Origin of the sequence: Cryobacterium tagatosivorans (genome assembly GCF_004402215.1) — a bacterium.
GTDB classification, from domain to species: domain Bacteria; phylum Actinomycetota; class Actinomycetes; order Actinomycetales; family Microbacteriaceae; genus Cryobacterium; species Cryobacterium tagatosivorans.
This window is the reverse complement of sequence record NZ_SOEZ01000039.1, coordinates 1-21,038: the sequence shown is the minus strand read 5'-3', so window position 1 is coordinate 21,038 and position 21,038 is coordinate 1. Positions and strand designations below refer to the sequence as shown.

Annotated in this window: 16 protein-coding genes, 3 tRNA genes and 1 pseudogene; 7 read left to right on the top strand and 13 right to left on the bottom strand. The window is 69.3% G+C overall.

All coding sequences use genetic code 11. From position 1 onward, the window contains the following. Nucleotides 1-3: 3 nt before the first annotated feature. From E3O23_RS07880 to E3O23_RS07870, 3 genes are read left to right on the top strand one after another with little or no spacing between them, the layout of a single operon-like run. Nucleotides 4-1,239 (top strand): glycosyltransferase family 4 protein, encoded by a 1,236-nt coding sequence (locus tag E3O23_RS07880; protein WP_134489830.1) that lies wholly within the window; start codon nucleotides 4-6, stop codon nucleotides 1,237-1,239. Further along, nucleotides 1,236-2,342, top strand: a complete 1,107-nt coding sequence (locus tag E3O23_RS07875; RefSeq protein ID WP_241983382.1) for a DegT/DnrJ/EryC1/StrS family aminotransferase — start codon at nucleotides 1,236-1,238, stop codon at nucleotides 2,340-2,342. Before E3O23_RS07880 ends, E3O23_RS07875 begins: the two co-directional genes overlap by 4 nt. 2 nt (nucleotides 2,343-2,344) lie before the next feature. Further along, nucleotides 2,345-3,817 (top strand): oligosaccharide flippase family protein, encoded by a 1,473-nt coding sequence (locus E3O23_RS07870; protein WP_134489828.1) that lies wholly within the window; start codon nucleotides 2,345-2,347, stop codon nucleotides 3,815-3,817. A gap of 42 nt (nucleotides 3,818-3,859) precedes the next feature. On the opposite strand, the gene E3O23_RS07865 is transcribed toward E3O23_RS07870, so the two are convergent. Together E3O23_RS07865 and E3O23_RS07860 are read right to left on the bottom strand one after the other, a co-directional pair. Further along, complete coding sequence (locus E3O23_RS07865) at nucleotides 3,860-5,248, bottom strand: O-antigen ligase family protein (protein WP_134489826.1); 1,389 nt, start codon at nucleotides 5,246-5,248, stop codon at nucleotides 3,860-3,862. Nucleotides 5,249-5,255: 7 nt separating this feature from the next. Beyond that, a complete protein-coding gene (locus tag E3O23_RS07860; RefSeq protein ID WP_134489824.1) occupies nucleotides 5,256-5,969 on the bottom strand; it encodes a hypothetical protein in 714 nt (237 codons plus the stop codon). Between the two features lie 85 nt (nucleotides 5,970-6,054). Between E3O23_RS07860 and E3O23_RS07855 the strand changes: the two genes are divergently transcribed. Further along, nucleotides 6,055-6,771 carry a hypothetical protein gene (locus E3O23_RS07855; RefSeq protein WP_134489822.1) on the top strand — a complete coding sequence of 239 codons (717 nt, stop codon included), beginning with the start codon at nucleotides 6,055-6,057 and terminating at the stop codon, nucleotides 6,769-6,771. On the opposite strand, the gene E3O23_RS07850 is transcribed toward E3O23_RS07855, so the two are convergent. After that, the gene (locus E3O23_RS07850; RefSeq protein ID WP_134489820.1) at nucleotides 6,717-7,904 is read right to left on the bottom strand and encodes a glycosyltransferase; all 1,188 of its coding nucleotides are present in this window, start codon (nucleotides 7,902-7,904) and stop codon (nucleotides 6,717-6,719) included. The two genes, E3O23_RS07855 and E3O23_RS07850, sit on opposite strands and share 55 nt — an antisense overlap. Next, on the bottom strand, nucleotides 7,901-8,755 hold the full coding sequence (locus E3O23_RS07845) for a glycosyltransferase (protein WP_134489818.1): 855 nt from the start codon (nucleotides 8,753-8,755) through the stop codon (nucleotides 7,901-7,903). The genes E3O23_RS07850 and E3O23_RS07845 overlap by 4 nt, the downstream gene beginning before the upstream one ends. Before the next feature lie 120 nt (nucleotides 8,756-8,875). Here E3O23_RS07845 and E3O23_RS07840 point away from each other — a divergent pair, with 120 nt between their 5' ends. Next, complete coding sequence (locus E3O23_RS07840; protein ID WP_134489816.1) at nucleotides 8,876-9,784, top strand: glycosyltransferase family 2 protein; 909 nt, start codon at nucleotides 8,876-8,878, stop codon at nucleotides 9,782-9,784. A gap of 28 nt (nucleotides 9,785-9,812) precedes the next feature. On the opposite strand, the gene E3O23_RS07835 is transcribed toward E3O23_RS07840, so the two are convergent. Continuing rightward, nucleotides 9,813-10,910 carry a glycosyltransferase family 4 protein gene (locus tag E3O23_RS07835; RefSeq protein ID WP_134489814.1) on the bottom strand — a complete coding sequence of 366 codons (1,098 nt, stop codon included), beginning with the start codon at nucleotides 10,908-10,910 and terminating at the stop codon, nucleotides 9,813-9,815. Nucleotides 10,911-11,143: 233 nt separating this feature from the next. Further along, nucleotides 11,144-12,706 (bottom strand): DUF4082 domain-containing protein, encoded by a 1,563-nt coding sequence (locus E3O23_RS07830; RefSeq protein WP_166790446.1) that lies wholly within the window; start codon nucleotides 12,704-12,706, stop codon nucleotides 11,144-11,146. A 344-nt stretch (nucleotides 12,707-13,050) separates the two neighbouring features. Here E3O23_RS07830 and wecB point away from each other — a divergent pair, with 344 nt between their 5' ends. Beyond that, a complete protein-coding gene (gene wecB, locus E3O23_RS07825) occupies nucleotides 13,051-14,265 on the top strand; it encodes a non-hydrolyzing UDP-N-acetylglucosamine 2-epimerase (protein WP_134489909.1) in 1,215 nt (404 codons plus the stop codon). Here the strand turns inward: wecB and wecC are convergent. From wecC to E3O23_RS07790, 7 genes are all read right to left on the bottom strand, one after another. Further along, nucleotides 14,193-15,449, bottom strand: a complete 1,257-nt coding sequence (gene wecC, locus E3O23_RS07820) for a UDP-N-acetyl-D-mannosamine dehydrogenase (protein ID WP_134489810.1) — start codon at nucleotides 15,447-15,449, stop codon at nucleotides 14,193-14,195. The genes wecB and wecC overlap by 73 nt on opposite strands. Next, on the bottom strand, nucleotides 15,442-16,266 hold the full coding sequence (locus tag E3O23_RS07815) for a WecB/TagA/CpsF family glycosyltransferase (RefSeq protein ID WP_198415155.1): 825 nt from the start codon (nucleotides 16,264-16,266) through the stop codon (nucleotides 15,442-15,444). The genes wecC and E3O23_RS07815 overlap by 8 nt, the downstream gene beginning before the upstream one ends. Beyond that, a complete protein-coding gene (locus tag E3O23_RS07810) occupies nucleotides 16,263-17,483 on the bottom strand; it encodes a prenyltransferase/squalene oxidase repeat-containing protein (protein ID WP_134489808.1) in 1,221 nt (406 codons plus the stop codon). The genes E3O23_RS07815 and E3O23_RS07810 overlap by 4 nt, the downstream gene beginning before the upstream one ends. A gap of 62 nt (nucleotides 17,484-17,545) precedes the next feature. After that, nucleotides 17,546-19,093: a sugar transferase gene (locus E3O23_RS07805; RefSeq protein ID WP_134489806.1), complete on the bottom strand. Its 1,548-nt coding sequence runs from the start codon at nucleotides 19,091-19,093 to the stop codon at nucleotides 17,546-17,548. Between the two features lie 415 nt (nucleotides 19,094-19,508). After that, a tRNA-Phe gene (locus tag E3O23_RS07800) sits at nucleotides 19,509-19,581 on the bottom strand. A 68-nt stretch (nucleotides 19,582-19,649) separates the two neighbouring features. Beyond that, nucleotides 19,650-19,723 (bottom strand) — tRNA-Asp (locus E3O23_RS07795). Between the two features lie 45 nt (nucleotides 19,724-19,768). Then, nucleotides 19,769-19,841, bottom strand: a tRNA-Glu gene (locus tag E3O23_RS07790). A gap of 269 nt (nucleotides 19,842-20,110) precedes the next feature. On the opposite strand from E3O23_RS07790, the pseudogene E3O23_RS07785 reads away from it, so the two are divergent. Further along, nucleotides 20,111-21,038: pseudogene (locus E3O23_RS07785) on the top strand (hypothetical protein); the annotation flags it as partial.

Below are 21,038 nucleotides of genomic sequence, written 5' to 3'. Positions count from 1 at the left end.
ATCGTGGTCTATCCGCACTCGATGGAAATCGGCGGAAGCCAGAAAAACGCGATCGACATCGCCGGCTCCCTGCAGGCTCGCGGGCATGAGGTCGTCGTCTTCGGTCCGCCGGGCCCGCTGGTCGACCTCCTCGCCGAGCGGGGGCTTCGGCACGAGCCGGCGCCCCGGCCCCGGATCCGGCCGTCGCAGGCCGTCATGGGCCGTCTCTGCGACGTCGTCGAGGAGCTGAACGCCGATGTGGTGCACGGCTTCGAGTGGCCGCCGGCCGTGGAGGCGGTCTTCGGCCCGTATCGGAGGCTCAACGTGCCCGCCGTGTGCTCCGTCATGTCCATGTCCGTGGCGCCGTTCCTGCCGCACTGGCTCCCGCTCACCGTGGGGACGGAGAGCATCCTCCGGTCGGAGCAGGCGAAACGACCCCAGGTCACCCTGCTGGAGCCGCCGGTCGACACCCGGCGGGACCGGCCGATCGACCAGCTCGAATCGAAGGCCCTGCTGGGCATCGACCCGGGCACCCTCGTCGTTTCCCTGGTCACCCGGCTGGCCGCCGAACTCAAGCGGGAGGGCATCCTGACCGCGATCAGCGCCGTCGGCCGGCTGGCAACCGAGTTCCCGGTGCGGCTCGTGATCGCCGGCGACGGGCCGGCCCGGGCCGAGGTCGAATCCGCGGCCCGGCGGGCGAACGCCGCCGCCGGAACGGATGTCGTCCGGCTGACCGGCGACCTGCCCGATCCTCGCGCCGTGTACGACGCCGCCGACATCGCGCTTGGCATGGGCGGGTCGGCGCTCCGGGCCATGGCCTTCGGCAAGCCGTTGGTCGTGCAGGGCGAAAGCGGCTTCTGGCGCCTGCTCGAGCCCGGTTCGCTGCCCGAATTCGTCGGCGGAGGATGGTTCGGCATCGGCGACGGCGGCGACGGCGCCGCGCGGCTCGCGGCGCTCCTTCGTCCGCTGCTGGCCGATGCCGCGCTGCGAGGAAGGCTCGGGGAGTTTGCCAGGGCCACCGTCGAATCCCGCTACGGCCTCGACGCCGCAACCGAGGCGCTGGAGGCCTTCTACGGCGAGGCAATCGGGCGTCACCGCTCCGAACCGCGCGCGATGTCCCGGCTCCTCGGGCCGTACCTCTCCGTCACCCGGTACGAACTGGATCGCAAGGTCAAACGAAGGCTGGGTGGCGTGGTGCGCGACGATTTCAACTCGCTCGCGGCCATGCGGGCGCAGGAGCAGAGGGGGCGGTCCCGGTGAGCGAAGCCGTACCGTTCATGGACCTCGTCGCCCAGCAGGCGGAGGTCGCCGACGAGATCCTGGCCGACCTCGAGGCGATCGTGCGCGGCGGCGGGTTCATCGGCGGCGACCAGGTGACATCGTTCGAGACGGAATTCGCCGCCTTCTCGGACGTGGCCCACTGCGTCGGCGTCGGGAACGGGACCGACGCCCTGGAGCTGGCGCTGCGCGCCCTGGACATCGGGGAGGGCGCGGAGGTGCTGGTCCCCGCCAATTCCTTCATCGCCTCGGCGGAGGCGGTGATCCGGGCCGGCGCCCGCGTGCGGTTCGCGGACGTCGACGACGAGTCGCTGCTCCTCGACGCCGCGTCGGTCGAACGGGCCATCACGCCGCACACGGCCGCCGTCCTGGCCGTCGACCTGTACGGGCAGCCCGCCCCGTTCGACGAGATCACGCCCGTCGCGGAACGGTTCGGCGCCGCCGTCATCGAGGACGCCGCGCAGTCCCAGGGAGCCACCCGTTTCGGCCGTCCGGCCGGGTCGCTCGCCCGCATCGCCGGGACGAGCTTCTACCCCGGCAAGAACCTCGGCGCCGCCGGTGACGCCGGCGCGGTCCTGACCGGTGACCGCACGCTCGCGGAGCGGGTGCGTGTGATCGCCAGCCACGGCAGCACGGAGAAGTACGTGCACGACGAATTCGGATTCAACTCCCGCCTCGATGCCATCCAGGCGGTGGTGCTCCGGGCAAAGCTCGCTCGCCTCCCGGCCTGGAACGCCGCACGCCGCGCCGCCGCGCTCCGGTACGACGAACTCCTTGCCGGCCTGGAGGGTGTCCGCCTGCCCGTCACCCTGCCGGGGAACGTGCACAACTGGCACATCTACTGCGTCCGGGTTCCGGACCGGGATCGCGTCCTGGCCGGCCTGAAAGCGGAGGGAATCGGCGCCGCGCTGCACTACCCGACGCCGATCCACCTCACCGGGGCGTTCCGGCGCCTGGGGCTGTCCCGGGGCGATTTCCCGGTCGCGGAACGTGCCGCGTCCGAGCTCCTGTCCCTGCCGATGTTCCCTCACCTGGCCGAAGCGCAGCAGGTCAGGGTGGCGGACGCCCTGAAGCGCCTGGTCTAGCCATGACGGCCGCGCCGGACGAACCCCTTCGCACCCTGGAACAACAGGTGGGGAAGGGACTGAGCTGGAGCCTGGTCAACACCCTGGCCGGACGGCTGGGTTCCTTCCTGGCCGGAATCGTGATCGCGCGGATCGTCGCCCCGGAGGACTTCGGCGTGTACGCGGTCGCCCTCGTCGTGCTCAATCTCCTGCTCAGCATGAACGAGCTGGGCGTCAGCGTGGCGCTGGTGCGGCATCCGGGGTCCGTCGCGGCGATCGCGCCGACGGTGACCACCCTGGCGATCGTCACGAGCGCCGCGCTCTTCATCGCGAGCTGGTTCGCGGCCGAGCCGTTCGCGGCGGCCATGGGAGTTCCCGAAGCGACGGGGATCGTTCGGCTGATGTCGGTCGCCGTGCTCATCGACGGGGTGGCCTCCGTCCCGGTGGCCCTGCTCACCCGGGCCTTCATGCAGGCCAAACGGATGCAGATCGATGTGATCGCCTTCGTGGTCAGCACCCCGGTGACGATCCTGCTCGCCCTGTCCGGCCAGGGCGCGTGGAGCCTGGCCTGGGGAGCGATCGTGGGCAACCTGGTCACGGGCGTGCTGTCCCTTGCCTGGGCTCCCGCGCGCTACCGGCCGGGATTCGATCGCGTGATCGCGGGCCGGATGCTGCGGTTCGGGCTGCCGCTCGCCGGCGCCAGCCTGCTCCTGCTCGCCCTCGTCAACGTTGACTTCGTGGTCGTCGGCCGGATCCTCGGGACCGCCGAGCTGGGCCTGTACCTCCTGGCCTTCAACCTGAGCACCTGGCCGATGACGCTGGTCACCGCCGCCGTCCGCCGCGTCACCACGGCCATGTTCGCCCGGCTCCACGAGAGGGGTGACGGCAGGCAGGGATTCCGGGAGGCGCTCTACCTCGTGCTCGCCCTCGGCGCACTGCTGAGCGCGCTCCTGGCCGCCTACGCCGAGGGAATCGTGACCTTCCTCTACGGCGACCGGTGGGCCGCCGCGGCCCTGGCCGTGCCGGCGCTGGTGATCCTGAGCCTCGGGCGGATGCTTGTCGAGTTGAGCTACGACTACCTCGTCGCGGTCGGGCGAACGGTCGGCAACGCCTGGCTGCATGCGGCGTGGCTCGTGGCCGTGGTGCCTGCCCTGGTGTTCGGGGCGACCTCGTTCGGGATCCAGGGGGTGGCCTGGGCGCACGCGCTCGTCGTCCTCGTCCTGGTCGTGCCGGGGATCGGCATCCTGCTGCACCGCGCCGGGACCAGGGTGCGCTACCTGGCGGCGGATCTCCTGCTCCCGCTGCTCGGTGCGGCCGGCGTGCTGCTCTCCGCGTGGCTGGTGAAGAGCCTCCTGCCCCCCGGCTTCCTCCTGCTGGCCGTTGGCGGCGTGACGGGCTTCGCGATCTACGCCCTCATCACAGGCCGGAAGTTCATCCGCACCGTTCGAAGCCTCCTGGGCGCCAGGCCCGCCGGCCTGGGAAACGAGCCGGCCTGAGCATCAAACCGGCCTGAGCATCGAGCCGGCCTGGGGAACGAGTCAGGCCAGGGGCGCGACCGGCCGGAGTCCCCCGGTCGAGTCGGCGTTTCTCCTCAGCGTGTTCGAGAGGGCGCCGATGCACCCGATTCCGAGGAACATGAGGCCGGACGCCTGGGGGAAGCCGAAGGCGTCGAAGGTCGCGAAGGTGCACGCCCCCGCCGCCACCATCGCGGCCAGGGACTGGGCCAGGCTGCGGGCCTTCGGGTCCTGGGTCAGTCGCCGGCTGCGCACCGCGGACACAATGGCCACGAGGAAGAGCCCGGCCGCCGCCAGGGTGCCCACGACGCCGACCTCGATGAGCAGGCCCAGGTACTGATTGTCCAGGATCCGGTATTCGGGAAGGAACGTCGAGATCCCGCGACCGAAGATCGGCGATCGGGAAATGAAATCCAGCGCGAGGGAGTAGCTGTCGGTGCGCGAGCGGGCGCTGCCGTCCTCGGAGATGCCCGTGAAGAGTTTGGTGAGGGAGCCGACCATTCCCGGGATGGTGACGAATATCGCGAGGATCCCCGCAGCGATGACGACGTAGGAGATCCGTCGCCGCTGGACCGACCACGAAGGGATGAGGACCAGAAGCGCGACGGCCACTCCCACCAGGGCCGACCGCGAGATCGTGATCGGCACGGCGAAGGCGATCACCGCCACGGGTAACCAGCGCGCCAGGTGGTTCCGATGGGTGTCGGCGAAGGCGAAGTGCAGGGCAATGGGAAGGATCATCGACAAGACCACGCCGAATTCAATGGGGTGCGTGGACGTTCCGGCGGCGCGAGTGAAGCCGGATCGGTTGTAGATGCTCGTCAATTCGTTGTTGGGGGTCAGCCCCGGAATCTGGATGACGTCGACGAACGGGATCCGGGTCAGGAATTGCGCGATTCCCACGACGGCGACGACCGCGCCGAAGAGCACGAGCAGTCTCAGTGGTGCTTCGAGTCGGGCGATTCCGACCAGGCCGTCGGACGTGAGAAGCACGATTCCCAGCCAGGAGGCGATCAGCAGGAGGCCGCGGTCCGCCCCGTTCAGCTCGAAGCCGTCGAGCGGTCGCACGGTCGCCGCGACGTAGCTGAAGAGCACCGCGATGGTGAAGCAGAACATCGCCCGTCGGATGGGCTGCGCGGGAGTCAGGGTGGAGGTCGTCCGGTTCATCTGGGAGCCGAGCCACCAGAGCAGCGCGAACAGGCCGACGATGAGGGCCGGTGTGCCGATCGAACCGAGCGCCGCGATCGTCAGGTTCGCCGGTATCAGGAGGAGGAGGGCGACGAAGACGGCCAGCAGCCACGCGGCGTCAACCCGGACGGGACCCGCACCGAACGCGTCCACGACGAACGCCGGCCGCTGACGTGGGATCGGACCGGCGGACCCGTCGGCGGCCGGTGGGCGGCGCTCGGTCACCGCAGGATCACTCTCTCTCGCCAACCAGCGCCGGCTCCGCGGACTCAGAACGTCCGGGCGGCGGCGCCGGGGGCGCCGGAGGCCTCGCGAGGGCCTGGCGGTGCTGCCGCTCGACCTTCTTCGCCCTCCGCCGACGGACCGCGGAATCGATCGTCACGGTGAGGAGCAGCGTCAGGGCGAGTCCGCCCCCCACGACGACGATGAGTGCGCGGACCAGGGAGGCGATGTTGGCTTCAGCGATCGTGTTGTTGGTGATGACCATCAGCCGCACGTGAGCATTCGCCTGCGCACCCGCCGCGGTCTGCAACTGGTCCAGCCTCTCCGTGGCGAGAGCCAGCACCGCGTCCAGGGTAGCGAAGGCCTCCCGGGGCGAAGCGCCGGAGGCGGCGACTTCCAGCACGGATCCGGACACGCTCGCATCCTTCTGGACGGTGTATTCGCCCTTCGAGTCGCCGGGGATGATGCTCCGAACCGACTCGGAATCGGTGAGCGACTTGCCGAGCACGCCCGCCACGAGATCTAGACCGCCGAGGTCGAGAAAGGGGTTCCCGCTCTTCTCTGCCGCGCTCGCGGGAGGCAGCAGGAGAATGGAGGATTTCGCGTCATACGTCACGGGCACGAACCGCAGGGTGAGGAAAACCAGGCCCGCGATCGTGAGCAGGCCGAGGACCAGGACATACCAGCGCCGACCCACCGCACGCAGGAGTTCGGCCAGGTCCATCAGGGCTTCCCTTCGCTTGGGCGCAATGTTAGCTTGACGGCATGATACCCGGATGGTGCGCCCTGTCCAGAGGAGCCGCCGCGCCATGACCATCTGGGATTTGCTCGGTTCCGCGGTGCGCCGCTGGGGCGTGACACTGGCCGGTCTGCTGCTGACGGCCACCGCCGTCTTCTGGGTGATATCGGTCCCCGAGGTCTATTCCTCGCACGTGCGGGTCGTTCTCCTGCCGCCGATCTCCGACGAACCGAACGGCTACGCCGACAGCTCCAGGTCGCTGGTCCACCTGGCAGGGGCGGTGGCGCGGGAAATCCGGGGAACGGGCGACATACCCGAGTCCGTCTCGGGAGACGTCACCCTGGCGCGTGCGGGCTACCACGACGGGTTCGAGGTGAGGCACGTCAATGCGGGCGGGCAATGGAAGTACCAGTTCGATGACCCCGTCCTGGATGTGCAGGCCGTCGGGGCGACCCGGGCGGAGGCCCAGAGCCAGATGACGCGCGCCCTCCAGGCGGTGGAGTCCACCCTGACCCGCATGCAGGATGCCGAGGCCGTCCCGGCGGAAGACCGCGTCCGCACGCGGCTCAACCCGCCCGCGCCCCAGCTCCGCGTGGAGGACGGCAGTCGAGTCCGAGCTCTCGCCGCGACGGTCCTGGCCGGCGTCATGCTGACCCTGGGCATCCTCGGCAGCCTCGGACCTGCGCGGGGAGCCGGCCCAGGGCCGGGACACCGGGACGGGCCCGACGGTCCTCAGGAACCCTCGAACAGCCTCACGAAGTCGCGCGCCCGCGCATCCCAGCTCTGACTTCGGGCATAGTCCATGCGTTTGCGCGCCAGTTCGGCGTCCGTCCCGCGTGCGAGGGCCCGCCCTGCCAGGTCGGCGAAGGAGTCCGAGTTCGGGCTGACGTCGATGAGGTCAGCGGGTATCCGCCGGGTGCTGGGCAGATCGCTGACCACCGCGGGCTTGCCCGCGGCCAGGTATTCGAGGGTTTTCAGGGGATCGCTGCTGCGGTTGAAATCGCTGTCGGTGTAGGGGGTGAGGCCCACCGCGATCCGCTTCATGAACGACGGCAGTCGCTCGAAGGGCTGGGGGCCGACCCACTGGACGTTGTCGTGGGCCAGCAGGGCATCCATCCGTTCCAGGTCGAACGTCGACTGGCGCGGCCCGATGAGGAGGAGCGACGCGCCGGATTCGGCGACTCGCTCCAGCGCGTCGATGTCGATCCGGTCCGACAGGTGACCGATGAACCCCGCCACCGGGTCGGGCAGGGTCACTTCCTCGGCGGGTTGCGCCGCGTCCGTGCGAGAGAAGTGGTCGGTGTCGCATCCGTTCGGTATGACGACCACGGACCGAGCCTCCGCCGACCACCGGGCGGCCAGCGTGTCTGACACGGCCACGACCACGTCCGCCTTCCGCAGCTGGGCGCGCTCGCGCTGCCGCAGCCACGCCGTCGGCAGGCCCATCAGGCTGCCGCCGGCGATCCAATCGTCGGTGCCGTACATCACCTTCATCCCGGCGTCGCACGCGTCGAAAACGTCGTCGAGGGAGGCGACCACGAGCGCCGCGGGCCGTGCGGCGAGGCGGCGGACCGCGCGAGCGATGCTGCGCCGGGTGGCCCAGGCCGCGATGTCGCGCAGCCCGCGTCGGCTGATGCCCGGGATCGTGATCGGGGTCAGCCTGGCCAGGTTCCGGTCGACCACTCGCAGGCGCGGCCCCCTGGTCGACCCGCGCAGGGCCGGCTTGTTGAGCGGGGTCAGGTAGGAGATTGCCGGGTCGACGAAGAGCACCGGCAGATAACGCGACAGGTGGATGGCCAGGTGTTTCTCCGAAAGCCAGGTGTCGTCCCAGGAGACTCCGGACATGATGACGACGAGCCCGGCCCAGTCCTGGTTGCCGAACCTGCCCTTCGGCGCCCCGTCACGTCGACCGCGGGTCATGTCGCCCGGCTCGTCTCGTCGCGCATCCACGTGCTGGTCCGACTCCCGCGCATACGGCGCTCGAGCAGCCGGGAGAGGATCGTCGTCACCAGGAAGACCGGGAGCCGGGTTGCCATCCGGGGTTCCGCTCGAACGATCCCGAGGAGGTCGCCGACGCTCGTCGACGCGGATTCCGAGACTCGCCCGGCCTCATGGAGTTCACGATTGCCCTGCACGACGCGCACGCGGCGCAGCACGAGGGAGCGCCAGGTCCGCGCCGGCCAGACGGACACAACGGAGTCTTCGGAGATGCCGCGCTCGCCCGGCTGGAACGACTCGGAGAAGGCGAGGTCGTCGGAGACGAATTGGGGCAGGGCCGACACTCGGCGGAAGCCGGCCTCGGAGAGCACAATGACGCCGCGGCCGAAGAGCCCTGCTCTCACGCCGGGAAGTCGCTCCCAGATGTCGTAGTACCAGCCTGCGGGGCGGGAGACTCGCCCGCGCTCCAGTCGACGTGTCGGAGCGGCCGCGAGGAGCCCCGGCCGGCCGAGGAGGGCCACGAGCCCGCGAACGCTCTCCGTGTCGAGGGCGACATCGGCATCCACGAAGGCGACCGGGTAGGCCCGGACCAGGGCTCCGCCCGCGGCGAGTGCGGCGGCCTTGGAGGGCTGGGCCAGCTCGACGACCTCGACGTCGCTGCCGTGCCTCCGCGCCTCGGCCGCGCTCCCGTCGGAGCACCCGTTGCAGACGACGATGACCCGGAACTCCCCGGGGGCGGCCGACCCGAGCAGGAGAGGAAGGAGCCGGCCCAGCCCGGACACCTCGTTGTGGGCCGGAATCACGATCGTCGCCGATGGCTGCGCGTGGGGCATGGTCGGTTCCTCCCGGGAGGTTGGGGGTACAAGCTACACTAAAGCGCAGTTTGACCGGCGTGAGAATGTCGAACAGCGCGAAAGATTTCCGGCGCCGGGGATTGGGCGGAGGGCACGTCTATGGGGTCGGGACACGACACACGCGTAGCTGTCGTCGTTGTGACCTGGAACAGCGCCGGCGTCATCGAGGGCCTCCTGCGATCCGTCCAGGGCTCCCGCCTCGACGGGTCGGTCAGGCTCATCGTGGTCGACAATGCCTCATCCGACAGCACGGTGCAGGTCGTGCGCGAGCTCATGCCCGATGCCGAGGTCCTCCAGGCGGGGCGCAACGCGGGCTACGCCGCCGGGATGAACGCCGGGATGGCGGCCGCAGGCGACTGCGACAGCTACCTGCTGCTCAATCCGGACATCCGGCTCGGGCCGACCACAATTCAGTCGATGCTGGAGGAACTCCGGGAATCGGGAGCCGGGATCGTCGTCCCGAGGCTCGTGGATGAATTCGGTGCGCTCCGCCTGTCGCTCCGCAGGGAGCCGACCGTGCTCAGGGCGTGGGGGGAGGCGCTCCTCGGTGGCCGGAGGGCCGGCCGCTTTCCGCCCCTCGGTGAGGTCGAAACACGGGCGGAGGCCTATGACCGGCGAACCGAAGCAGACTGGGCAACCGGGGCGGCCATGCTCATCTCGAGGGAGTGCCTGGCCCGGGTTGGCGCCTGGGACGAAACCTACTTCCTCTATTCCGAGGAAACGGACTTCGCACTCCGGGCCCGGGACGCGGGGTTCGCACTCAGGTACACACCCGAGGCCGTCGCCGTTCATCATGAGGGTGAGTCCCACGAGTCTCCGGCTCTCTTCTCGCTCTTGTCCCGGAACCGCGTGAAGCTGTTCCGGTCTCGTCACGGGGCGGCACGCACGGCGCTGTTCTGGTCGGGGGTCTTCCTCGGGGAACTGATCCGCGCGGCGCGGCCGACCCGTCGCGCCGCGGCGTGGGCCCTGCTCGGCAATGTGCGAGGGGTGGCTCGACCCAGCTCGTGACGCGACGGGGCGGCCAGTCCGGGCAGCTTCAGCGTCGGGGAGGACCGTCCAGGGGTATCCCGGCGATGAAACGTGCGATTGCGTCATTCATGACGGTCACGTTGAACGTGGAGTCCACGGAGTGCCGAGCCGAGAGGCCCATCCGCTCGCCCATGGCCGGGTCGGCCAGGATCTGGGCAATCCTGGCCGCAAACTCCTCTGGGTCGCCCGGTCGAGTCAGGAAGCCGCTCTCACCCTCTCGCACGTAGTCGTCGAGTCCGGGGTTGGCGGTCATGACAATCGGCCGGCCGGATGACATTCCCTCGAGCGCCACCGTGATTCCGGAGACGTGGACGTTCGGCAATGTGGCAATGACGACGACACTCGCTCGCTCGAAATTGCGTCGGATGTCCTCCCCGCCCAGGCGTTCGACGGTCTCAATCCCGCGAGGGAACGCCTCCGGGCGGTTGGTCTGGACGAGGATTTCCGCTTCCGGGTTCCTGTCCAGGACCAGCGCCAGCGCCCGACCGAGCGTCTCGGGATCCCTGTGCTTGTCGGAGCCCATGCTGAACACAAACGGGGACGCCGGATACGCGTACCGGGGGAAGAAATCCGGATCGACCCCCATCGGAATCCACTCGAGCGCAATGCTCGATTTCCTCAGCCAGGACCGTGTGATCTCGAGCTGTGCCCGGCTGGAGAAGAAGATCCCGTCAAGCTCGCGCAGCACAGACCGGAACAGGAGTCTCCTGAGCCGCTCTGTGCCGGTGGCGACATCATCGGACAGCCAAATCAGGCCGGAGACGTACCGCCTCGCGTTCACGAGGGCCAGGGAGCGGAGGGCCATGTGCTCGTCCCAGGAGAGGGAGTACTCCACCTCGGCCGTCTCCCGGTTGCCCGGGGTGTTCCGGAAGCCCGTCAACGACCTGAGCCACAGCCGGGCCAACCGGCCGGGGCCCAGCTTGTCCGAGACGATCGGCAGCAGGGTGAACTGTCGCTCGAGAAGGTTGAGCGCGTAGGGCCACGGGCTGGCGACCTGCCCTGCCGCGTTCCGGGCCCGCCACGCTGCGGGCTCCTGGCCTGCGGACAGGGCGACGGCCAGTCGGGGTATGGCGGTCGGTGCCGGCGGTGGAGGGATGGGAATCACGGAAGAAGAGCCCCCTTCCGGTTCGTGGGCGCGGGTCCCGTGGCGATCATGCGTGTCGTCGGGTGATGTTAGCGTGACCCGCTCTCCCGCTCAAGGGAGCGGCGGCCTCGTCCCCGCGCGGACACGAACGAGAGCCCCCGCAATCAAGTGAGTGCAGTCGCACTCACTCCGATGCGGAGCCTCTCGTCGTGTGGATCAGCCCGCGCCGGGGGAGGCAAACACGGGGCGGGCCGTTAGTAGCCGGACAGCAGCGCGCCCGGGGTCACCCCGTCGCTGGTGTACCGGTTGTTCGTCCAGGTGACCGGGGCGATCTTGCCGATGTACGCGGTCGGACCGTAGTAACCGACCTTGGGCGAGAACTTGGTCCACCACAGGTTGTCGGTGTACGTGATGCCCGAACCACCGCCCCACATCGTGTAGTTGCCGCCGGCGACCAGGTTGTGGTCAACCACGATCCTGGTTGCGACATCCGGGAAGCCCATCGCCGCCGTCATTCCGCTCGTGCCCCCGGACACCCACATCTCTACGGTGTTGTCCTTGATCAGTGCGGGGGCCGTCGTGTCGTCCCCGGCCTGCCCGGGGTAGTGGAGTCCGTCGTAGTGGACCCCGCCGTCCCGGAAGACGAAGTCGTGCACCCAGTTGCCCACGAGGTTCGCGTTGTCGCCGTAGATGCTGACCCCGTCACCGGAAATCCAGTAGACGTTGTTGCGACTGAAGTCGACGTACTGGCCCACCAGCTTGATGCCGTTGATGGGGGTCTGGGTCCAGTCGGTGGCAGATTTCCCGCGAATCGTGTTGTCGAGGATCTTGACTCGATCGCCGACGACGTGGAGTGCGGCCTGGTCCCATGACTCGTCTGTCGGGCCCTCGATGATGTTGCCCTGGATCGTCACGTCATTCGCTTCGATGCGCAGTCCGGCGGGGATGATCTGGTTCTTGATGACGGTTCCCGCCGTGGTGATGGTCAGCGGCCCGGTGTACTTCTGCGTGGGAGTGAACCCTGCGGCAGCGGGGCCGGTGTTACCGGAATTGGCGAAGGATGACCCGATCGTGCTGGGAGCCGGTGCGGGCTCCGGTGCCGGTGCGGGGGCGGGCGCGGGCTCGGGTGCCGGGGCTGGTGCCGGCGCGGGCTCCGGTGCCGGAGCGGGCGCTGGTTCCGGGGCCGGCTCGGGCGCCGGTGCGGGCGCTGGTTCCGGTGCCGGCGTCGCGGTTGCCGTGGTGCTGGGCACAAAGAGCACATCCACCCAGTAGCCGGACGAACGCCAGGACTTGGTCGGGAAGGAGGTCGTCGCCCCGTAGGCGAACACGCCGCTGTCCGAGGACGGGGCGGAGAGCAGTTTCGACGAGAGGGAGGTCGCCGTGAAGTCCGGGGTGGAGCTGTACCGGCCCCTGGGGGCGAGGTAGGACGCGACGTAGTTCGTGCCGGCCGCGATGGCGACCGGGGTGGCGAACTTCACGGTCTGCCAGCCGCCGGAGGTCTCGGAGGAGAACTTCGCCGAGGCCAGGCGCTTGCCGCTGCCGTTCCACAGGTTGCCGACGTGGGTGCCGCGGTTTTCCCTGGTCTTCCAGTAGCGCACGCCGACGACCTTGCCGGAGACGGAGGGGGTGAACTTCGTCCCCAGCTCCACGCTGTTGGTTTCGCCGGCGACGGCGGAGCGGAGCGGGGCTGCGGTGCCCCAGAGAGTCTCGGCTCCGGCGGTGAGGGTTGCCGCGCTGCTGAACGACGCGTTCAGGTTCAGGCCCCCGGCAACGAGTCCCAGCACGGTCGCGAAGATGGCGGCGACGAGGGGAATCACTGTCCGAGGGCGTGACTGTATAAGGCGGTGTTTCATTGTGGAACTCCAAGCGGATTTGAGGCTTGAATGCAGCAGAAATCGCTAGTCATTCGCCCGAAGGAAATGGCAGAAGAGCCCCCCAAATGCGCTACCCGAGCTTCCATCTTCACACTGCCTTTCGGCCAAAGCCAACTCCATCCGGAAGCCTGAGAATACCTCGAATAGGAGCTGTGAGCCTTTACAGAACAGGAAAATCCGGCGACATTAGGGGCAGGTCGGCCGAAACCCGGCCGAGGTTCTTCCACCGTTCTTCGGCGCTGATCAGGTAGTGCCCCAGTCACTAGAGGAGAGGTCCGGGTTTGTCAATGCACAAGGTCCTCGTGGTCTACGGGACGCGACCGGAGGCGATAAAACTCGCCCCCGTGATCCGGGCGCTGGACGACTCGGCGACCTGTGAGCCGGTGATCGTCGTCACCGGGCAGCATCGGTCGATGCTGGACCAGGTCAACTCCCTCTTCGGCATCACCCCGAAGCACGATCTCGACCTGATCAGCGGTCGCCCCAACCTGGCCGGGATCACCGCGGGCGTGGTGGAGGGGCTCGGCCCGATCCTCGAGGCCGAGCGGCCGGATCTCGTGGTCGTGCAGGGTGACACGACCACGGTCTTCTCGGCCGCGCTCGCCGCCTTCTACGCGCAGGTCCCGGTGGCGCACGTGGAGGCGGGACTCCGCACCCTGGACCGGTATGACCCCTTCCCGGAGGAGATCAACCGGCGCCTGACCACGGCGTTGACCTCGCTCCATCTCGCTCCGACCAGGGGGGCCCGGGCGAACCTGCTGGCCGAGGGCGTCGACGGCGACGGGATCCACGTGACCGGCAACACCGTGATCGACGCCCTGTTCGACATGGCGGCGCGCGGTCTCCCGCCCACCAATCCGGCGCTGGCCGGCCTGGGCGACGCCGGGCGGGTCGTGCTGGTGACCAGTCATCGCCGCGAGAACTGGGGTGCGCCGATGGCCCGCATCGCCCGCGCCATCGCCCGGCTCGCCCTGGCCTATCCGGACGTGGTCTTCGTGCTGCCCGCGCACCTGAATCCGACCGTGCGCGGCGTCCTCCTGCCTCCGCTGGCGGGCCTGCGTAACGTGCTCGTGACGGATCCGCTCGACTACGTGGACATGGTCTATGCCATGGCCGCCTCCTATCTCGTGATCACCGACAGCGGGGGCGTCCAGGAGGAGGCTCCCAGCCTCGGGAAGCCCGTGCTCGTCCTCCGGGAAACCACGGAGCGCCCGGAGGCGGTGGAGGCGAGAACGGTTCGTCTGATCGGCACCGACGAGGACCGGATCGTGGCGGAGGCCGCCGCGCTCCTGGACGACCCCGCCGCGTACGAGGCCATGGCGCGGGCGGTGAACCCCTACGGCGACGGTTGGGCGTCGAACCGGGTCCTGGGAGCCATCGAGCACTTCCTCGGCTCAGGCCCGCGCCCGCAGGAGTTCACCGTCGGGGCTCAGCGCCACGCGCCCCTGGTGTCGAAGATGACCCTGCCTTCGAGTCGGGACTTCGGGAACGTCTTGAACTGATCGTGGTCGACGAGGAGCACGACGATGTCGGCTTCATCGATGGCCTCGGACAGGCCCTGCAGGCGCACGTTGGGGCGCCCGGCGAGTTCGGCCGGCAGGCGGGTGGTGAACGGTTCGACCACGCGGATGTCCAACTCCGGTCCCGCGTCGGCGATCGCGACGACGACATCGACGGCGGGGCTCTCCCGCATGTCGTCGATGTTCGCCTTGAACGTGAGGCCGAGGCAGGCGATGGTCGGCTCCCGGAAGCGGGAGGCCTTCTCCACGACCTGCCGGGCCACATGAAGCGGTTTGGAATCGTTGACCTCCCGGGCCGTCCGGATCAGCCGGGCGAGGTCGGGGGCCGCGCCGACGATGAACCACGGGTCGACCGCGATGCAGTGGCCGCCGACGCCGGGCCCCGGGGTCAGGATGTTCACCCGCGGATGGTGATTGGCCAGCCGGATGATCTCCCACACGTCGAGGCGCAACCGTTCGCTGATCAGTGACAGCTCGTTGGCGAACGCGATGTTGACGTCGCGGTAGGCGTTTTCAACGAGTTTCGCCATCTCCGCGCTCGAGGCGTCGGTGGTCAGGATCTGGCCCTGGGTGAAGACCCGGTAGAGCGACGCCGCCTTGTCCGCGCACCGGCGGGTCACGCCGCCGATCACGCGGTCGTTGGTGATCATCTCGATCATGATCCGCCCCGGCAGCACCCGCTCGGGGCAGTGGGCGACGAAGATGTCCGATAGCCCGTCCGCCTCGTGCGGGAGGCGCAGGTCGGGCCGGAGGTCCCCGAGCCAGCGGCTCACCTGGTCGGTGGTCCCGGGCGGGGAGGTGGACTCCAGCACGACCAGGTTGCCGCTCCGGAGCATCGGCGCGATCTGGGCGACGGCGTTCCTGACGTAGGACAGGTCGGCGGTCCGGTCATCCAGGAACGGCGTCGGAACGGCGATGATGAAGGCGTCGGCCTCTGGCACAACCGTCGTCGCCGTCAACCCGCCGACGCTGACGGCGCCGCTGACGGCGATGGCCAGGTCCGGTTCCACGAAGGGGACCTTCCCGAGCGACACCGCCTCGACGATGGCGTCGTTGATGTCGACGCCGATGACCTCGATGCCCCTCGTGGCCAGCGCCACCGCCGTCGGCAGGCCGATGTAGCCGAGGCCGAGGATGGCGACCCGGCCGCCGAAGAGGTCATCCATCGGTGGGTTCCGTGCCGGCCGCGAGGCGGCTCGGTGAGTACGAGGCGGTGGGGTGGATCCGTTCCCGGACGGTCAGGGCGATGAACGCCGTGTTGGTCGAGAAATACCTGCTGAGGAGCCGCCGGGGTTCCTGGAGCAGGCGGAACGCCCACTCGCAGCCGAGCAGCTGCCACGTCCTCGGTGCCCGTCGGGTGACCCCGGCCATGATGTCGAAGGATCCGCCGACGCCGTGCAGGATGGGCACGTCGAGGGTGTCCCCGAACCGGGCAAGGAAGATCTCCTTCTTGGGCGAGGTGATGCCGAGGAAGAGCATGTCCGCGTGGCTCGCCGCGATGTCGCGCGCGACGTCGTCCGCCTGCTCCGGGGTGAAGTAGCCGTCCCGGGCGCCGGCGATGCGAAGCCCGGGGAAGCGCGTACCGACCTGCTCCACCAGCCGGCCCAGGACGTCCGGCCGGGCGCCCAGGAAGTACACGGACTGGTTCTGGCGGTCAGCGAACTCGAGCAGGCGCTCGAAGAGGTCGATCCCGGCAATGCGTTCGGGGAGAGGGTGGCCGAGGAGATGGCTCGCCCAGACGACCGACTGCCCGTCGGCCAGCAGGACATCGGCCTCCAGCAGGGAGTCGCGCAGCATTTCGTCCTTGCGCATGTTGACGATCTTCGCCGCGTTCACGACGCCGACCAGGAACCTCTGGTGGTCGAGGACCGCCCGGCGGGCGCGTACCAGGACCTCGTCCATGGCCAGGGCGTCGATTTCGAGGCCGAAGAGCGGCTGACGGGCGCGCATTCGGCCCGCATGGCGACCGAGCCAGGTGTTCATGTCGGCTCCTCCGTGCTGGTGGGGCGGCCGCCGGCGGCGCTGGCGCCGTCGGGGCCGGCGCTGGTGGGGCCGGGCGGGCGCCAGGCGTAGAGAAGCCACCCGAGCTCATAGGGGCGGCACTCATGGTCGACCTGGCTGGTCGGCAGCACGGTGTCGATGCCCGGCAGGCGCCAGCCGGGCCTGATCGATGTCGTCACGGCGGAGAGCCTGCGGGCGGCCTTCGCGGGCTCGCGGCGACCGACCTTGCGCCAGACCAGGCCGTGACGCTCGGAGACGAGGTCCTCGAGGACCTCCGGGTGGGTGTCCAGCCAGCGCAGGCCGCGGCTGATCGAGGCCTCGTGCTCGTCGCCGCCGGCCTCGGCGAGGTCGAACAGCGCCATCGGGGCCATGGCGTGCTGGTGCACGCTGTAGACCGGGAAGCCTTCCACGACGGAGCCGTCTCGCGCGTCGTAGTGCCACCACCACTGGCCGGCGTCCCCCTGCAGGGCGCAGATTCGCTGGGCGGCGAGATTGGCCGCCGAGAGGGCTTCCGGGTCGCCGGTCAACGCGGCCAGCCGCGCCAGGGACTGGATGGGATAGACCTGGTCGGCGAAGCAGCCGATGTGGGCGCGCCAGCGACCGAGCGAGGCCGCCGGAAGGGCGTGCGGGAAGATCCCCTGCGGACCCTGCGCCGCCAGGAGGAGGTCGCGAGCGCGCCGGGCGATCCCGCTGGAGAGGGCGTCCTCGCCGCCCGAAGCGCGCAGCGAGGACACGGCCGCCGCGAGCATCCAGGCCGTGTCCACGGTGGGCAAGGGTGAGCCCTTGGACAGGAAGCCGGAGAGGCGCCGCAGGAGGGCGGTGTCCGGCGCCCCGCCGACCTCGGCGGCCGCCCAGGCCGCGAGGGCCACGGCTCCGGGGTCGGGGGAGTCCGCGGCTCGCTCGCTCGCGGAGGCGGCCAGGTCCCCGGCGCTCCGCCCGGCCAGGACCTGGCCCTGGTCGTCCGGCCCGAGGGTGGCCAGGCCGAGGGCGACGATCGCGGAGTAGCGCAGGCTGGATCCCTCGCGCACGAGCTCGACCGTCGTCGGAGTGCGGACCGCCCGCACGGTCTGCGCGAACGCCGCCTGCTCGGGGATGAAGGAATGCCGCAGCCCGCGCGCCGCGAGTTCGACCAGGCTGTCCGCGGCCCGGGGCGGCGCTCCGGGGATCTCCCCCGCCCGTACCTGTTGTCCTGTGCCCATCCGTCTGTCCCTTAACAACTCGCGCCTATACCAGTCAGGTGTTTCTCGCCTTCGTGCCGGGGTCAGTACGCACCGGTCGGGTGGGTGAGCACCCGAAGCGTCCGCCAGAGGATCATCAGGTCGCCGGTGAGCGACCAGTTCTCGACGTAGTAGAGGTCGAGCCGCACGCTTTCCTCCCAGCTGAGGTCCGAGCGGCCGTTCACCTGCCACATGCCGGTGAGTCCGGGTTTGATGTACAGGCGGCGGTGGACATGGACCTCGTAGCCGTCCACTTCCCGGGGCAGCGGCGGCCGGGGGCCGACCAGGCTCATGTCGCCGATGAGAACGTTCCACAGCTGGGGCAGCTCATCGAGGGAGTACTTCCGGAGAACGCGGCCGACCCGGGTGATCCGGGGGTCGTTGCGGATCTTGAACATCACGCCGGAGGCCTCATTCTTGTCGAGCAGGCCGGCCAGGTCGTCTTCCGCGGTCTCCACCATCGAGCGGTACTTGAGCATCTGGAATGTTCGCTGGTTGCGGCCGCAGCGTTCCTGCCGGAAGAGGATGGGGCCGGGGCCGTCGATCCGAATCAGGATCCCGATCACGACCAGGAGCGGAAGCAGCAGCAGGAGCCCAACGAACGCGGCCCCGACGTCGAGGGTGCGCTTGAGCACGTGCTTGGCACCTTCGAAATGGGGGATCTCCACGTGGATGAGGGGCAGGCCTTCGACCGGGCGGAAGTGGATGCGGGGTCCGGCGACATCCGTCAGCCGGCTCGAGAGCACCAGTTCGGCGGATGTCCCCTCGAGTTCCCAGCCCAGGGTGCGGATGTACTGGCTCCCGCCCTTGGGCTGCCCGGCCACGATGACGGTGTCGACTCCCATGGCGGCCGCGGCGTCGGCCACGTGATCGAAGTCGGCCACGACCGGCACCTCATGGTCGCCGGCGTTGACGCTGTCCCCGGTGCCCTCCTGGAGCGCGGCGCCCACGACGTAGTAGGCGGCGCCGGATTTCTCGTCGATCTGGTTGACCACGTACTCGACGTCTTCACGGTTGCCGACGACGATCGCCCGGGCCAGGTAGTGGCCGAAATGCCGTTGGTGGAGCAGCCATTTGCGCCAGAGCCAGCGCTCCAGCAGGAGGCCGACGACGCCCAACGGCAAGGCGAGGATGAAGAAACCGCGAGCGATGTCGACCTGGAAGACGAGGAAGCCAATGGCCAGCAGCCCGAAGGCGAGGGCGCTCGCATTGGCGACCTGTTTGTATTCCGAGGCGCCGATCCCCACCACCCGGGAATCCCGGGTGTGGAATGCGCCAAGGGTGGCGACCCAGGTGGCCGCGATCAGGATGGCCACGGCCCAGTAGTCGGCCTGGAAGCCGCCGATGGATGCCTGGGCTCCCTCGACGCCGAAACGCGCGAGCAGGGCCACCGACACGGCCACGACGATGATCCCGACGTCGGTCAGGCGCAGTTTGGCCTGGTACTGCCTGGCCCACCGGACACCGGAGGTCTGGGCATCAACGGGAGGTCGCGACGCGGGCTCGGTGGCGGGGCCGACGATCCGGAGCCTCGGGCGGCGCCCGAGGGGCAGGGGGCCGATCAGTGGAAGGCGCGGCTTGGGGTCGCTCATCGCGTGGTCACCGCCTGGGGCCCGGCGGCTCGCGCGACGCGGTGGCGTGCGCGGGTGGCAGCCCGGCGGAGGTCGGTTACGGGGGGTCGACGAAGGGGTCGACGAATCGTCAGCGTTGTCACGGGTCATTCCCTGCAGTTCGGGTTTACAGGTTCAGGTACGGGGCAGTTCGGGTACGGGGCTGTGCGGGTACGGCGCTGTGCGGGACCTGGCGGTCCATCGGGCCGGGGGCTTAGGGGCCCCCGCCTTCAGCGGCTGGGAAACATGAAGGAATCTCAGCTACTCACGTGCCGAACATACCCCAAATCCGCAGACGCGTGCTGTAACCACATTGGGGGGCAAAATTCGACCGGCCCGGGGCTGCCGCGGGCACAAAAAAGGCCACCCCCGAGTAGAAGCCTGGGAGTGGCCTTCGTGGCCCCGACCGGCGTCGATCCGGTGACCTTTCGATTTTCAGTCGAACGCTCTACCAACTGAGCTACAGGGCCAGAAAGAGACCTCGAGAGGTGACTTTCTAAGGCAAAAGCCCTTCCTTTCGAAAGGGCTTGTTGCTTTGCGACCCTGACCGGACTTGAACCGGCGACCTCCGCCGTGACAGGGCGGCGCGCTAACCAACTGCGCTACAGGGCCTCGCTATGAGAACCATTTTATAGTGTATTTCTATATTCAATTGTGTAGCCCCAACGGGATTCGAACCCGTGTTAACGCCGTGAAAGGGCGCCGTCCTAGGCCGCTAAACGATGGGGCCGTGTCGTCACGAACCGCATGACTTCCGACGAGTAAGCATACGGTCTGGATGCTCGTTTGCCCAAATCGAGTCGCGCACGGCGTGCCGCCGCGGGAATCCGCGATTCCGGGCGTGCGCCGTCACTTCCCACCGCGCCCGTGAATTGCCGCGGTTTCGGCGGGCCGCGGGTTAGATTCGGTCCAAACCGGGCGCCTCCGCGTCCGGTTTGTTACTGTGAACGGAGTTAACACAGTGACGAATGTGAATAGTGAGCACTTGATCGGGGAATAATGAAGCGCACGGGAACTGCGATCGAGCGCGGGACGGTGTCGCGCCTGGTCGGTCGCGGAAGCGCGGCGTGGGCCGGAATCTCAAAGCCGCGCCTGATGACCGTCATCGGCTTCACCGCCGCCCTCACCCTGGCCGTGACCCTCGCCAGCCCGGTCGCACCGGCGCAGGCCATCAAGTACCCCAGCTGGCAGGACCTGCAGAACGCCAAGTCGAACACCTCCACCGCGCGGGCCCAGGTGGCCGAGATCAGGAGCCTCATCGCCGGCCTGCAGACCCAGGTCGCCGAGACCCAGGCGGCCTCCGATGCGCGCGCTGCCGAACTCGAGGTCGCCCAGGAGGACCTCGACGAGGCCACCCGTCGTGCCGAGTCGCTCCAGGCGCAGGCAGACGAGAGCGCGAAGACGGCGGACGCCGCGACCCGGCAGGCGGGCCAGCTGGCCGCCCAGCTCTACCGCACCGGCGGCACCGACCTCAGTGTCAACCTCTTCCTCGATGGCGAGGCCTCCGGCAAGGGTGCCGACGAACTGCTCTCGAAGCTCGGCAGCATGAGCAAGCTCGTCGAACGCAGCACCGGGATCTACGACCAGGCCCAGGCCGCCAAGAACACGGCCCAGGCGCTCGGCGACCAGGCGAAGGTTGCCAAGGCGGAGCGGGAGAAGCTCCGTCGCGCCGCCGAGGACGCGCTGGTGGCCGCGCAGGCCGCCGCAGATGCCGCGGCCGGGGCCCTGGCCGAGTCCGAGGACAAGGGCGTCGAGCTCGCCGCGCAACTCACGTTCATGCAGGACACGGAAGCCAGGACCGCCGAGGGCTATCGGGCCGGCGTTGCCGAGCGCAAGCGCCTCGCCGCAATCGAAGCCGCACGGGTCGCGGCTGCGGCGCGCGCCGCGGCCGCGCGTGCTGCCGCGGCCAGGGCGGCCGCAGCCGCGG

What these genes read in the sequence shown, in the direction of transcription:
- E3O23_RS07870 (WP_134489828.1), top strand. Translation starts at nt 2,345, where the DNA reads ATGACGGCCGCGCCGGACGAACCCCTTCGCACCCTGGAACAACAGGTG.
- E3O23_RS07860 (WP_134489824.1), bottom strand. Translation starts at nt 5,969, where the DNA reads ATGGACCTGGCCGAACTCCTGCGTGCGGTGGGTCGGCGCTGGTATGTC.
- E3O23_RS07855 (WP_134489822.1), top strand. Translation starts at nt 6,055, where the DNA reads ATGACCATCTGGGATTTGCTCGGTTCCGCGGTGCGCCGCTGGGGCGTG.
- E3O23_RS07850 (WP_134489820.1), bottom strand. Translation starts at nt 7,904, where the DNA reads ATGACCCGCGGTCGACGTGACGGGGCGCCGAAGGGCAGGTTCGGCAAC.
- E3O23_RS07845 (WP_134489818.1), bottom strand. Translation starts at nt 8,755, where the DNA reads ATGCCCCACGCGCAGCCATCGGCGACGATCGTGATTCCGGCCCACAAC.
- E3O23_RS07840 (WP_134489816.1), top strand. Translation starts at nt 8,876, where the DNA reads ATGGGGTCGGGACACGACACACGCGTAGCTGTCGTCGTTGTGACCTGG.
- wecB (WP_134489909.1), top strand. Translation starts at nt 13,051, where the DNA reads ATGCACAAGGTCCTCGTGGTCTACGGGACGCGACCGGAGGCGATAAAA.
- wecC (WP_134489810.1), bottom strand. Translation starts at nt 15,449, where the DNA reads ATGGATGACCTCTTCGGCGGCCGGGTCGCCATCCTCGGCCTCGGCTAC.
- E3O23_RS07815 (WP_198415155.1), bottom strand. Translation starts at nt 16,266, where the DNA reads ATGAACACCTGGCTCGGTCGCCATGCGGGCCGAATGCGCGCCCGTCAG.
- E3O23_RS07810 (WP_134489808.1), bottom strand. Translation starts at nt 17,483, where the DNA reads ATGGGCACAGGACAACAGGTACGGGCGGGGGAGATCCCCGGAGCGCCG.
- E3O23_RS07805 (WP_134489806.1), bottom strand. Translation starts at nt 19,093, where the DNA reads ATGAGCGACCCCAAGCCGCGCCTTCCACTGATCGGCCCCCTGCCCCTC.